The sequence below is a fragment of the Allobosea sp. 47.2.35 genome (assembly GCF_024655635.1).
Taxonomy (GTDB): Bacteria; Pseudomonadota; Alphaproteobacteria; order Rhizobiales; family Beijerinckiaceae; genus Allobosea.
This window is the reverse complement of record NZ_JANLGI010000003.1, coordinates 211,860-224,640: the sequence shown is the minus strand read 5'-3', so window position 1 is coordinate 224,640 and position 12,781 is coordinate 211,860. Positions and strand designations below refer to the sequence as shown.

Annotated in this window: 10 protein-coding genes; 8 read left to right on the top strand and 2 right to left on the bottom strand. The window is 66.9% G+C overall.

Going from position 1 to position 12,781, the window contains the following annotated elements:
* Positions 1 to 23: 23 nt before the first annotated feature.
* The 5 genes from NUV79_RS06180 to gpt all read left to right on the top strand — a co-directional run bounded on the left by NUV79_RS06180 (position 24) and on the right by gpt (position 5,725).
* Positions 24 to 1,205, top strand: coding sequence for an HD-GYP domain-containing protein (locus NUV79_RS06180; protein WP_257732188.1), 1,182 nt, complete (start codon positions 24 to 26; stop codon positions 1,203 to 1,205).
* Positions 1,206 to 1,258: 53 nt separating this feature from the next.
* A complete protein-coding gene (locus NUV79_RS06175) occupies positions 1,259 to 2,110 on the top strand; it encodes an FkbM family methyltransferase (protein ID WP_257732187.1) in 852 nt (283 codons plus the stop codon).
* 95 nt (positions 2,111 to 2,205) lie between these two features.
* The gene (locus tag NUV79_RS06170) at positions 2,206 to 2,970 is read left to right on the top strand and encodes a competence/damage-inducible protein A (protein ID WP_257732186.1); all 765 of its coding nucleotides are present in this window, start codon (positions 2,206 to 2,208) and stop codon (positions 2,968 to 2,970) included.
* 324 nt (positions 2,971 to 3,294) lie between these two features.
* Positions 3,295 to 5,094 (top strand): methyl-accepting chemotaxis protein, encoded by a 1,800-nt coding sequence (locus tag NUV79_RS06165; RefSeq protein ID WP_257732185.1) that lies wholly within the window; start codon positions 3,295 to 3,297, stop codon positions 5,092 to 5,094.
* Positions 5,095 to 5,215: 121 nt separating this feature from the next.
* Positions 5,216 to 5,725 carry a xanthine phosphoribosyltransferase gene (gene gpt / locus NUV79_RS06160; protein WP_257732184.1) on the top strand — a complete coding sequence of 170 codons (510 nt, stop codon included), beginning with the start codon at positions 5,216 to 5,218 and terminating at the stop codon, positions 5,723 to 5,725.
* A 9-nt stretch (positions 5,726 to 5,734) separates the two neighbouring features.
* On the opposite strand, the gene NUV79_RS06155 is transcribed toward gpt, so the two are convergent.
* Complete coding sequence (locus NUV79_RS06155) at positions 5,735 to 6,628, bottom strand: DMT family transporter (RefSeq protein ID WP_257732183.1); 894 nt, start codon at positions 6,626 to 6,628, stop codon at positions 5,735 to 5,737.
* Positions 6,629 to 6,766: 138 nt separating this feature from the next.
* Positions 6,767 to 7,366: a DUF2239 family protein gene (locus NUV79_RS06150; RefSeq protein ID WP_257732182.1), complete on the bottom strand. Its 600-nt coding sequence runs from the start codon at positions 7,364 to 7,366 to the stop codon at positions 6,767 to 6,769.
* 189 nt (positions 7,367 to 7,555) lie between these two features.
* Here NUV79_RS06150 and NUV79_RS06145 point away from each other — a divergent pair, with 189 nt between their 5' ends.
* The 3 genes from NUV79_RS06145 (at position 7,556) to NUV79_RS06135 (ending at position 12,730) form a co-directional block, all read left to right on the top strand.
* Positions 7,556 to 10,375 carry a phosphoenolpyruvate carboxylase gene (locus NUV79_RS06145; RefSeq protein ID WP_257732181.1) on the top strand — a complete coding sequence of 940 codons (2,820 nt, stop codon included), beginning with the start codon at positions 7,556 to 7,558 and terminating at the stop codon, positions 10,373 to 10,375.
* A gap of 85 nt (positions 10,376 to 10,460) precedes the next feature.
* Entirely contained in the window at positions 10,461 to 12,026 is a 1,566-nt protein-coding gene (locus NUV79_RS06140) for an AMP-binding protein (RefSeq protein WP_257732180.1), read from the top strand.
* A 50-nt stretch (positions 12,027 to 12,076) separates the two neighbouring features.
* Complete coding sequence (locus tag NUV79_RS06135; RefSeq protein ID WP_257732179.1) at positions 12,077 to 12,730, top strand: DUF1190 domain-containing protein; 654 nt, start codon at positions 12,077 to 12,079, stop codon at positions 12,728 to 12,730.
* The last annotated feature ends 51 nt before the right edge of the window (positions 12,731 to 12,781 follow it).

The following is a 12,781-nucleotide window of genomic DNA, read 5'->3' as shown; positions in this document are numbered from 1 at the left end:
GCCCGATTGCTTCCCCTGGACACATGAAAGCGCCTGTCTCTCCGCCGCCCACCGATCCGTCCGACCCGACGCTCAGCGCGCTGGACCAGCTGTCGCTGGATCTCGCGATGGCGCGCGGCATCGACGAGGTCATGGAGGTCGTGCGCCGCAATGCGCGCGGGCTCACCGGCGCGGATGGCATCAGCTTCATCCTGCGCGACAACGGCCGCTGCTACTATGCCGACGAGGATGCCATCGCGCCGCTCTGGAAGGGGCAGCGTTTCCCGATGGATGCCTGCATTTCCGGCTGGGCGATGCAGCATGGCGAGGTCGTCGTCATCGAGGATATCGACGAGGACGAGCGGATTCCGCACGAGGCTTATCGTCCGACCTTCGTGCGCAGCCTCGTCATGGTGCCGGTTCGGCAGGACGATCCCGTCGCCGCGATCGGCGCGTATTGGGCGCATCGGCATCGGCCGGCGCCTGAGGTGGTGCGTGCCTTGAGGCGGATCGCCAACAGCGCAGCGGTCGCCATGACCAATATCGCGCTGGTGAACTCGCTGTCGGCGGCGCTGGAGGAAGCGGAGCGGGCCAAGGACGCGGTCATCCTGGCCATGGCCTCGCTCGCGGAGACGCGCGACAACGAGACGGCCAACCATGTCCGGCGCACCCAGCACTATCTGCGCGTTCTGGCCGAAGGCGCGCGCGAGCGCGGGCTCTTCGCGGGCGAACTCGACGACGCGACACTCGACCTGCTGTTCAAGTCGGCGCCGCTGCACGATATCGGCAAGGTCGGCATTCCCGACAGCATCCTGCTGAAGCCCGGCCGCCTCGACGAGGACGAGCGGGCGACGATGCAGACCCATGCCGAGCTCGGACGCATCGCCATCGCCGATGCCGAGCGTCATCTCGGCGGCTCCAGTTCCTTCCTGCGGTTGGCCAAGGAAATCGCCCATACCCATCACGAGCGCTGGGACGGGACGGGCTATCCGCGGGGGCTCGCCGGTCAGGATATTCCGTTGTCCGGACGCCTGATGGCGATCGCCGATGTCTACGACGCGCTTGTCACGAAGCGGGTCTACAAGGAAGCGATGACGCATGACGAGGCGGTCGCGGTGGTGATGGGCGAGCGCGGCCGGCAGTTCGACCCCCGGCTTGTCGACGTCTTCCGGGAGATCGCTCCGCGCTTCGGCGAGATCCACGCGCGCTTCGCCGACGGGCAGTGAGATTGCATCCACGACTGGCGCGCGGGCCTGTCGAGGTGTATCAGGCTGGCGCAATGGCCATCATCGAACAGAACCCGGCGGAAGAGCGGCCTTTCGGCACCTTCGCGCCGAAAGCCTATCTCGCCCGCATCATCGCCCGGACGCGCGCCGCGTCCGACAGCTTCCTCGGGCGCAAGGTCGCCTATGCGCTGCGGCGCCTCGGCTTGCGCGCGCTCGACGGCGCCCCGGTGGATATCGAGTCGCTGGGCGCGAAGATGCGCCTCTATCCGGACGGCAATGTCTGCGAGAAGCGCGTGCTGTTCACCCCGCAATATTTCGATGCGGTCGAGCGCGAGCTTCTGGCCTCGCGGCTGCGCGACGGCTTCACCTTCATCGATATCGGCGCGAATATCGGCGCCTACTCGCTCTTCGTCGCGGCCCGCGCCGGGCGAGGGGCGCGCATCCTGGCGGTCGAGCCGCAGCCGGAGATCTTCGCGAGGCTCTCCTTCAACATCGCGCAGAACCCTTTCGGCACCGTCAAGGCCGTGGCCTGTGCGCTCGCCGACAAGCCGGGCGAATTGACCCTGTTCATCGACCCGACCAATCGCGGCGAGTCGAGCGTCCGCATCCTCAATTCGAGCGCCGGGACCTCGGTGAAGGTGCCGGCCATGACCTTGCTCTCGCTGGTCGAGGGCGAGGGCTATGAGCGCATCGACGCGATCAAGCTCGATGTCGAGGGCGCCGAGGACCTGATTCTCGAGCCGTTCCTGCGCGATGCGCCGCAGACGCTCTGGCCGGGCTTCATCATCATCGAGGATTCGCGCCAGCGCTGGCAGAGCGATCTTGCGGGCCTGCTCGAACGCAGCGGCTACATGCTCGTCGCCCAGACGCGGCTCAACCTGGTCTTCGAGCGCAAGCAGGGTTGAGCGCGCGCCCACGGCATGGCCGGGGCGCCCGCGCCGGTGCTTGAGCGCGCCGCACGGAACGCCTAGCTCTTGTGCGACAGCCAGGAGCGCCGCCCATGTCCGCGAACGAAGCCAGTTCCTCCGCCACCATCGTCACGGCCGCGATCCTGGTGATCGGCGACGAGATCCTGTCCGGGCGGACCAAGGACAAGAATATCGGCTATATCGCCGAGTACCTGACCAATATCGGCGTCGATCTGCGCGAGGTCCGGGTCGTGCCCGATATCTCCGAGGAGATCGTCGCGGCGCTCAACGCGCTACGCGGCCGCTATACCTACGTTTTCACCACCGGTGGCATCGGGCCGACCCATGACGACATCACGGCGGATGCGGTGGCCGCGGCCTTCGGCGTCACGATCGACCATGATCCCCGGGCAGTCGCGATGCTGTCCGAGCGCTTCTCGCCAGCGGAGCTCAACGAGGCGCGCATGCGGATGGCGCGCATCCCGGCAGGCGCCGATCTGATCGCCAACGCGATCTCCAAGGCGCCGGGCTTCAATATCGGCAATGTCTATGTGATGGCCGGCGTGCCCTCGATCATGCAGGCGATGCTCGATGTCGTCGGGCCGACGCTGCAGACCGGCGCGAAGATGCTGTCCGATACGGTCCGGGCCGGGCTCCGCGAAGGAGATATCGGCGGGCCGCTGGCTGCAATCGCGAACGCTCATCCGGCGGTTTCGATCGGCTCCTATCCGTTCTGGTCCGAGACCGGCCCGGACACGAATATCGTCGTCAGGTCGCGCGATGCAGAGAAACTGCTCGCTGCGGTGTCTGACGTAAAGGCGATGGTTGTTGCGGAGCAGCAGAAAGCGATCGTCTGATCGTATAGTTTGCAACTTTTGCGATTTTTATACAATTTATAGGAGGATTTCTCTTTTGACGCTTCGTAATTTGATCTTTGTGTAATTTTATAACGTATTCTCTGATGGTGAGATGTTGTTTTTAGGATATTTTTCTACTAAAAATTGCGCTTAAATCTAGATATCAACCATTCGTAAACTGTTCAATGCGATATTTGCGCGGTGGCCGGATAGCATTCGGCTTCTCCTGCTGCGCTTCCGCGTCGTGGGTATCCAAAAACGGCTTTCAGGACGACGCCGGCCCGACGAAGCCTCATGCTCGAGCCGCGCCGAGGGGGATCTCAAATGCCGCTCTTTTCCGGCCTTTTCTCGAACCGGCATGCCGCGGGACAGCTGGACGCGATCAACCGATCGCAGGCGCGGATCGAGTTCGACCTCAACGGCAAGATTCTCGATGCCAACGAAAACTTCCTCGCGGCGGTGGGTTACACGCTCGCCGAGGTGAAGGGTCAGCATCACAGCCTGTTCGTCACGCCCGAGGAGAAGGCCGGTCCCGCCTACAAGCAATTCTGGGCCGATCTCGGCCGGGGCGAGTATTCGCGCGGGCAGTATCTGCGGCTCGGCAAGGGCGGCAAGGAAATCTGGATCCAGGCGAGCTACAACCCGATCCTCGGGGCGGGCGGCAAGCCGGTCGGTGTGATCAAATATGCCTTCGACGTCACCGAGCAGAAGAACCGCCTCGCCGATCTCGAAGGGCAGCGCGCGGCGATCGACAAGGCGCAGGCCGTGATCGAGTTCGACCTGACCGGCAAGATCCTGACGGCGAACGAGAATTTCCTGAGCGTGCTCGGCTACTCGCTGCCGGAGATCGTCGGGCAGCATCACCGGATGTTCGTCGATCCCGCCGAGCGCGAGACGCCGGCCTATCGCGCCTTCTGGGAGCGCCTCGGCCATGGCGAATACGATGCCGGCCAGTATCGGCGCATCGGCAAGGGCGGCAAGGAGATCTGGATCCAGGCCAGCTACAACCCGATCCTCAACGCGCAGGGGCGCCCCTACAAGGTCGTCAAGTTCGCCTCCGACATCACCGCGACCTTCAAGGGCAAGCAGCTCGAGGCGGCGGTGCAGGAGACGAGCGCGGTGATCGGCCGGGCCAAGGGCAAGGACCTGACCGGCCGCGTGCCGCTCGACGGCAAGAGCGGGGAGGTCGCTACGCTCTGTGTCGGGGTGAACGACCTGCTCGACACGCTGGCGGAGGTGGTCGGCACGGTGCGCGACATTTCGGGCCGCATCGACAACGCCTCACTCAAGATCACCTCCGACAGCCAGCAATTGGCCGAGCGGACCGAAGCGAACGCGTCGAGCCTCCAGCAGACCGCGGCGACGACGGAGGAGCTTGCCGCGTCGGTGAAGCACAGCGCCGGCAATTCGCGTATGGCGGTGCAGCTCGGCAACGAGGCGAGCGAGGTCGCGGCGCGCGGCGGGGCTATCGTGACCGAAGCGGTCGCGGCGATGGGACGGATCGAGCAGGCCTCGTCCGGCATCTCCGAGATCATCTCGATGATCGACGAGATCGCCTTCCAGACCAATTTGCTGGCTCTCAACGCGGCGGTCGAGGCAGCGCGGGCCGGTGATGCCGGGCGCGGCTTCGCGGTGGTGGCGACGGAGGTGCGCGCGCTGGCGGCTCGCTGCAGCGAATCCGCCAATGGCGTCAAGGCGTTGATCGCGAATTCTGCGCAACAGATTCAAGCCGGCGTGGGGCTGGTCAAGGATGCCGGGACAACGCTCGGCGAGATCGTTGGCGCCGCTTCCAAGGTCGCCTCGACCGTCAGCGAGATCTCGCAGGCGACAACGGAGCAGGCCAACGGCATCGACGAGATGGCCCGCACTGTCGCGCATATGGACGAGATCACGCAGCAGAACTCGCTGCTCGCCGAGCAGAGCGCCAAGGTCGCCCGGGACCTGCAGCAGGAGACCGCCGCGCTGAGCACGATGGTCTCGGCCTTCCAGCTCGGCGGAGAGCGGCACCGGCTCGCGCCGCAGCTCGTCCATTCGGCTCCCGAGGCGCCGCGCGCCGCGGCGCCGGCGATGCGCGGCCGGCGGGTGGCCGGCGGCGGCACGGCGGATGGCTGGGCCGAGTTCTGACGCGATTTATCGACGCTGAATTGGGGATGTTCGGCGCGCGCCTCTTGTCAGGCGCGCGCCGATAGGCTTTTCGGTCGGAAACGGCGCCTTTCGCGTCGCGACAAGTCCGGAGCGCTCCGCCATGGCCGAACCGTCCTCGAACAAGGCTTTCCCGGTTTCCTGGGATCAGTTCCATCGCGATGCCCGCGCGCTGGCGTGGCGCCTCGCCGAGAAGGGGCCTTTCGAGGCGATGGTCTGCATCACCCGCGGTGGGCTGGTGCCGGCGGCGATCATCTGCCGCGAGCTCGGCCTGCGCATGATCGAGACGGTCTGCGTCGCGAGCTATCACGACTACAAGAACCAGACCGAGCTCAAGGTGCTCAAGGATATCGCGCCGAACATCAAGGCGATCGGCGACGGCAAGGGCAAGGGCGTGCTGGTCGTCGATGACCTCACCGATACCGGCAAGACGGCGCGCGTCGTGCGCGAGATGCTGCCGAACGCCCATTTCGCCACGGTCTATGCCAAGCCAGCCGGCGTGCCGACGGTCGATACCTTCGTGACCGAGGTCAGCCAGGACACCTGGATCTATTTCCCCTGGGACATGGGGCTCTCCTATGTCGAGCCGATCGCCAAGGGGCATCAGGGCTGAGAGGCGCGCTCAGCCCACCGAGGGCGAGCGGAACGCGATCAGCATCCCGGCGACGACGATCGCCATGCCGACGATTTCAGTCGGAGAGGGCACTTCCGCCAGCAGCAGGGCGCTGGCGGCGGCCGTCGCGATCGGCACCAGCGGCAGGAAGAGCGTCGCCCTGGCCGCGCCCAGCGTCTCGACCGAGCGGGCGTAGAGATAGAGCGCGACGACGCCGACCAGCACGCCCTGATAGAGCGCCTGCAGCAGCAGCTCGGCGAATGGTGCGCGCGCCATATGGATCGGCAGTACCAGCGCCACGACCACCAGCAACGGCACCGAGAGGATGCATGAGGCGGCGGTGACCTCGAGCGAACTGACGTTCCAGCGGCGGGCGAGCAGGCCGAAGATCGCCCAGAGGAAGGCGATCAGGACGAAAAGCAGGTCGCCGATCCAGGCGTCGGGCCGCGACGGCGTCATCGCGAGCGCATCGCGCGAGAAGATGCCGATGCCGAGCACGATAATGCCGAGGCCGATCAATCGCATCCGCCCGGCGCGCTCGCCGGTGACGAGGAAGATCAGTAGCGCGGTGAAGACCGGGATCAGGCCGGGCGAGATGATCGAGGAATGCAGCGCGGGCGCGAAGGAGGCGCCGGCAACGAGGATCAGGCTGTAGAGCGGGCCGATCAGCAGCGCCATCCCCCAGGCGCGCGGCCAGCCAAGCGAGCCGACCGGGAAGGGGCGCATGTTCTTGAGCGCCCAGGGCAGCAGCACGGCAGCGGCGGAGACGAAGCGCAGGATCGTGACATCCGCCGGCGTCAGGTCGATCAGCATCGCGTGCCGCGACACGACCGACTGGACGCCCCAGATCATCGCGGTCAGCAAGCCGCAGAGAATGCCGAGCCATTGAGCGCGGGTGGTCATGAACAGGCGGCTTTCGGCAGGGCTATGCAGGCGTCAGGATGCGTGCGCTGCTATGCCCTTGCCGCACCCGAGCGGCAACCCGCTGCGGTTGCGCTGCCGGGATGCTTCCAAGGCAGGTTGAATGCCTCGGAGCCTCTTTCAGCTGTCAGCAACGTGATCATTGGCCAGCAACTTTGCGGCATGAGCGCGGATATCCGCGGGCCATGTCCGGCTGTGTTCGGCAAAGCGTGCATCATCCCCGGCGAAGAGAGCGCGCGAGGCTTCCTCGAACCCTTCCCGATCGCCTGCCATCGTCGCGATGAAGGCATAGGCGCGTTCCTGCGCCGCGCGCGTCCGGCTTCGACCGCCATCGGCCTTGCGGGCTTCGTCGATGAGCCGCCGCAGGGCCTGCGAGGCGCCGCCCGGCTGCAAGGCGAGCCAGTCCCAGTGGCGCGGCAGCAAGGTCACTTCGCGCGCGACGACGCCGAGCTTGGGCCGGCCGCGTCCGCGCGGTGCATCGTCGGTCGATTCTTGGGCCGCGACTGCCGGAGGTGCGTAGCGTGCCGCGATTTCGGCGTCGCTGCCGCGCAGGTCGAGATCAACGACCTTTCCGGTCTGGTCCTCAAAGACGATGATCGCGGCCTCGGGGTTCGTGACGAGCGCCGCCTTCACCGCGAGCGCGACAATCGCCAGTGGGCCGCTGGCGATGCGGCTGGTGTCGAGAAAGGCGGTGGCGGGCCTGAATGCGATATCGGACATGAACGCTCCTTGATGGGGCCGTTAATTATCCGGGTGATTTTAGTAGTGCAATATGATCCGGGTAAAATTTATCCGGCGACCCGCTTAAGCTTCCTGCTTGCAGCTGCGAGGATCCGATGCTGCAATGCAGCGTAAAGTCGATTGCGCTGGCGGATACGCAGCGGCCGATCGGAAAAGGGGAGAGGGGTCATGACCGGGACGATCGCTACAGAAGGTCATTCGCTCCCTGATATTGCCGGCCTCGCCAACGAGCTGCTGGCCCGCGTCGAGGCAGCGCGCAACGATTCCCGCGACGATCCCTTCGGCAATCCGGTGCTGAGCGTTACGCTCTGGCTGACGCGGTTGATGGACCGCGGCGAGCTCAGCATGGACGCTGCTTCCGAGCTGGTGCGCCGGCTTGGGCGGGAGGCCCTGCATCAGCGTGCCGGCAGGGTCGCGCGCTATGTCGGGCTCCAGAACGACGAGGCCGCTGTTTTCGCGGCGCTGGCGCAAGAGGCAGCGGGGGAGGCCCAGTCCTTTGATGCGTTTCGGCAAGAAGTGGAGCGGTCCCGCTTCGCTGCCGTGTTCACAGCGCATCCGACCTTCGGCATGGCGCGGCAGCTCTGCCATGCGCTCGCCGATCTCGCCTCCGGCGGAACGGCCGGAGACGCTGTCCTGGCCGATGGCGCTCTCAGCTTCCGCCCCGATGGGCGGATCACCTTGCAGGATGAGTTCGAGCAGGCGCGCTACGCCGTGCGTCACGCCCGCGACGCCATCGACCGGCTGAACGCGGCCTTTTTCGCCGTCGCCCGCGAGCGCTGGCCGGAGCAGTGGACGCAGCTTGCGCCGAAGCCGGTGACGCTCGCCTCATGGGTCGGCTGCGACACGGATGGGCGCACCGATATCGGCTGGTGGGATACCCTACGCTACCGATTGGAGTCGAAGAGCGGGCAGTTCGCGCGCATCCTCGAAAAGCTCCCGCAGGTTCCGACTACGGAAGCGGTACGCCAGCTCGTGAGCGAGGCGCTGGCCGCCGTGGAGCGGCAGCTCGCTCTGGCGCCCCCGATCGGCACGCAGCCCTCGCTGCAGGCTCTTCAGGCTTTCGCGCTCTCGCTGGTTCAGGAGCGCGAAACGGCGCTGCCAGAAGCCTCCCGTCTGGTCGAGGCGCTCGATAAGGCATTGGCCGACGCCTCCGACGAGAAGACGCGCGTTGCGCTCGCCCTGATCCGGGCCGGCTGCCTCGCGCATGGCGTCTCGATCGCGCTGCCGCATTTCAGGCTCAACGCCTCGCAGCTCCACAACGCCTTGCGCGCGACGATCCCGCTGGAGGAGGAGCCGGGCCAGCCGGCGCAACGGCGCGCCTTCCTCGCCGCCGCCAATACGGCGCTCGACAAGGTTGAGGCGATCACGGTCGATTTCGGGGCGCTGGCGGCGGAGCGAGCCTCGGCCGCGCGGATGATGATGACGATCGCGCAGATCGTGAAGCATGTGGATGGCAGCAAGCCCGTGCGCTTCCTGATCGCGGAGACCGAGACCGGCTACACGCTGCTCTGCGCTCTCTGGCTGGCGAGCCGCTTCGGTATCGCTGACCGTGTCGAGATCTCGCCGCTCTTCGAGACCTCGGACGCGCTGGAGCAGGGACCGCGCATCATCGACGAGGCGCTGCGCAGCCCGCATTTCCGTGACTATCTCAAGCGCCATGGGCGGCTGTGCATCCAGTTCGGCTATTCGGATTCCGGCCGCTATATTGGGCAGGTCGCCTCGACCTTCTGGGTCGAGAGGCTGCGCATCCGGATCGCCGAACTGCTCGGACGTTACGAGCTTGCGGATGTCGAGCTCGTGATCTTCGATACCCATGGCGAGTCGGTCGGGCGCGGCGCCCATCCCGACAGCCTGTCGGACCGGCTGGCCTATCTCGACCCGGCCTATGCGCGGCAGGCTTTTGCGCGCGCCGGCATCAGGACGGTGCGCGAGACCAGCTTCCAGGGCAGCGACGGCTATCTGCTGTTCGGCACGCCGCTGCTCGCCGGGGCCACGGTCGGCCGGATCGCCGAGGCGGTCTTCGCATCGCCCGAGGTCGCCGAGGACCCGATCTATGACGAGCCGGATTTCGCCAGCGAGTTCTTCCAGACCGTGCGGGAGGAGATGAACGAGCTGGTCGACGATCCCGGCTATGCCGCGCTGATCGGCACGTTCGGCCCCTCGCTGCTCGACAAGACGGGCTCGCGTCCCGCAGCGCGCCAGTCGGAGGGGGCGGGGCCGACGCGCATCCGCCATCCCCGTGAATTGCGCGCCATCCCCAACAACGCCATCCTCCAGCAGCTCGGCTGGATGGCGAACAGTATGCACGGCGTCGGCCATGCCGCCTCGCGTGCGCCGGACCTGTTCCGCTCCATGCGCGAGCGCTCGGAGCGTTTCGACCGGGCCTACCGCCTCGCGGCCCATGCCATGGCGCATAGCGATCTCGACGTGCTGCGGGCCTATCTCGACACGCTCGACCCCGGCAGCTGGTTCGACCGGGCGCGCCGGACCGTGAAAGAGGGACGGCGCGAGGAATTGCTGGTCGTCGCGGAGGCATTGTCGCGGCTGGAGCTGGCGCCGGCGCTGCGGCGCCTGTTCTGGCGGCTTTCCGCCGATGCGCTCAAGCTCAAGGTCGCGGCCGACGATGTGCCGCAGATGTCGGCGCGACTCGTGGCACTGCATGCGCTGAGGCTCGCCGCGATGCATCGCATCTGGCTGTCCTTCGCCCATATCCCGGATTTCCGGCCGCATGCCGGCCTGACCCGCGATGCCCTGATCGAACGATTGCTGCGGCTCGACGTGCCGGCTTCGCTGGCGCTGCTGGCCGAAATCTTCCCGCGCGATCCCGATCCGACCATCGGGCTCGATTTCGGCGAGCCGCCGGGGCCGCGCGAGGGTGGCACCTATGAGGCCCTGCATCGCGATGTGTTCGCGCCGATGCTGGGGCTGTTCGCGCTGATCCGCGAGATTTCCGGCGCGATCCAGCACGAGATCGGCGCGTTCGGCTGACGGCCGGTCGGGATCGGCGTTGAAACCCGCGCCGATCTCACTAGTTTGACCGGCAGGGGAAATGCCGACGGGAGACGCGCCAGACATGGCCGCCACCAATTTCGATGCCGCGGGCGCGCGGATCACGCTCTTTCGCGCCCTGCTTCAGACCATCGCCCGCCACGGCAAGGGCCGCATCGCGCTCGAAGACCCGGAGCGCCAGCCGATCAGCTATGGCCGGCTCGTGCTCGGCGCGCTGGTGCTGGGGCGCAAGCTCGCGGCGCTGACGACGCCGAAGGAGCAGGTCGGGGTGCTGCTGCCGAACATGCAGGGCATGGCGGTGACGCTGTTCTCGCTTTTCGCCTATGGGCGCGTGCCGGCGCTGCTGAACTTCACGGCCGGCGTCCGCAACCTGCGTGCGGCGGCGGAACTCGCGCAGCTCAAGACGATCGTCACTTCGCGCCGCTTCGTCGACCAGGGCAAGCTCGACGACGAGATCGCGGCGCTCGGCGAGCGGCGGCGCGTCATCTATCTCGAAGATGTCCGCAAGCAGATCACCAGCTTCGACAAGGCACTCGGCGCCTTGCAGAGCCTGGCGCCGGGGCTGGTCCATCGCGCGTTCGAAGCGCAGCCCAACGATACGGCGGTGATCCTGTTCACCTCCGGCACCGAGGGCAAACCGAAGGGCGTGGCGCTGAGCCATGCCAATATCGTCTCGAACGCCAGGCAGGTCTTCGCCCATGCGGCCGGAGCGATCTCCGAGCGGGACGTGTTCATGAACCCGCTGCCGGCCTTCCACTCCTTCGGGCTGACGGCCGGGCTGATGGTGCCGCTGCTGCATGGCATGAAGGTCGTGCTCTATCCGAGCCCGCTGCACTACAAGCAGGTGCCGAAGCTGATCGGCGACATGAAGGCGACCTTCCTGCTCGCCACCGATACCTTTCTACAAGGCTACGCCCGCGCGGCGGAGAAGGACGATCTCGGCAGCGTGCGCTATGTCGTGGCCGGTGCCGAGCGCGTGAAGGCCGAGACCAAGCGGATGTGGGAGCCCTATGGCACCACGATCCTCGAAGGCTATGGCTGCACCGAATGCTCGCCGGTGCTCGCCGTCAACACGCCGGCCGCGATCCGGGAGGGCACGGTCGGCAAGCTCCTGCCCGGCATCGAGGCGAAATTGGAGCCGGTCGAGGGCATCCATGAGGGCGGTCGTCTGACCGTACGCGGGCCGAACGTCATGGCCGGCTATCTCGATCCCGATCAGCCGGGCCGGATCATCCCGCCCGAAGGCGGCTGGCACGATACCGGCGATATCGTCGTGATCGAGGACGGGTTCGTCGCGATCCGTGGCCGGGCCAAGCGCTTCGCCAAGCTCGGCGGCGAAATGGTTTCGCTGGCGGCGGTCGAGACCATGGTCGCCAAGGTCTGGCCGGACCAGAACCATGTCGTCGTCGCGTTGCCCGACCCGCGCAAAGGCGAGCAGCTCGTCCTCGTGACCGAGACGCCGCATGCCGACCGCGCCGCGCTGCAGGAGGCTGCGAAGGAGCAGGGCTTCCCGGAACTATGGGTGCCGCGCGCGATCCTGGTGACGCAGGCCATCCCCGTGCTCGGCAACGGCAAGATCGACTATGGCTCGACGCGGGAGCTCGCAGCCTCGCGGCGGTCGCTGCTGTGAGCCCGGCTCGCTGCGGTAAAGCCACAATTGTAATTCTATTACGCCGGATGATGATTCCGGGTTCCACCCTGGCGCTGTTGCGCGTCGCCGCCCTCGCACCTGCCCTGTCGCTTACAGGACCTTCCGATCTCGCGGCGCAGGCGCCCGGCGCGCTCTACGTGCGCCGTGACGAATGCATCGAGGCGGGCAAGCTGACGGCGGAGCAATGCGAGTTCGCCTATCGCAACGCGCGTGCCGAATTCGAGCAGGCGGCGCCGCGCTACGGCTCGCGGGCGGCCTGCGAGCGCAGCCATAAGCGCTGCGGCGCGCAGATGGTCTCGGCCGGCGGCTGGGAATCTTTCGGCAAGGGCGGGGCGAGCTATGTGCCGCGCTTCATCGGTGTGCGCGTGACGGGCGAGGGCGCCGCGCGCCGCGCCTTGCCGGTGGTCGAGGGCACGGCGAAAGTCGTCTTCGCCGGGCGCCCGGTGACGGAATTGCAGGACAGGATCGCGGGGCGGCGTGGCATCATCGGGCAGGCCAGCAGCGCCGGGCGTGGCGGGCATGGGCAGGCCGGGCAAGGCTCTGCCCCCTATATCAAGCGCGGTGACCGCGACGATACGGTGCGCGTGCCGATGGAGGAGAAGACCATCGGCTCGGATGTGAAGCCCGGCCTCTATGTCGATCCCGACGGGGTCGAGTGGTACAAGCCCGCCCGCCGGCATTGAGAGCTGCGCAGCTGGAGCGTACTTCCGGAGGCTTGCGCCGGCTGCGCCTGC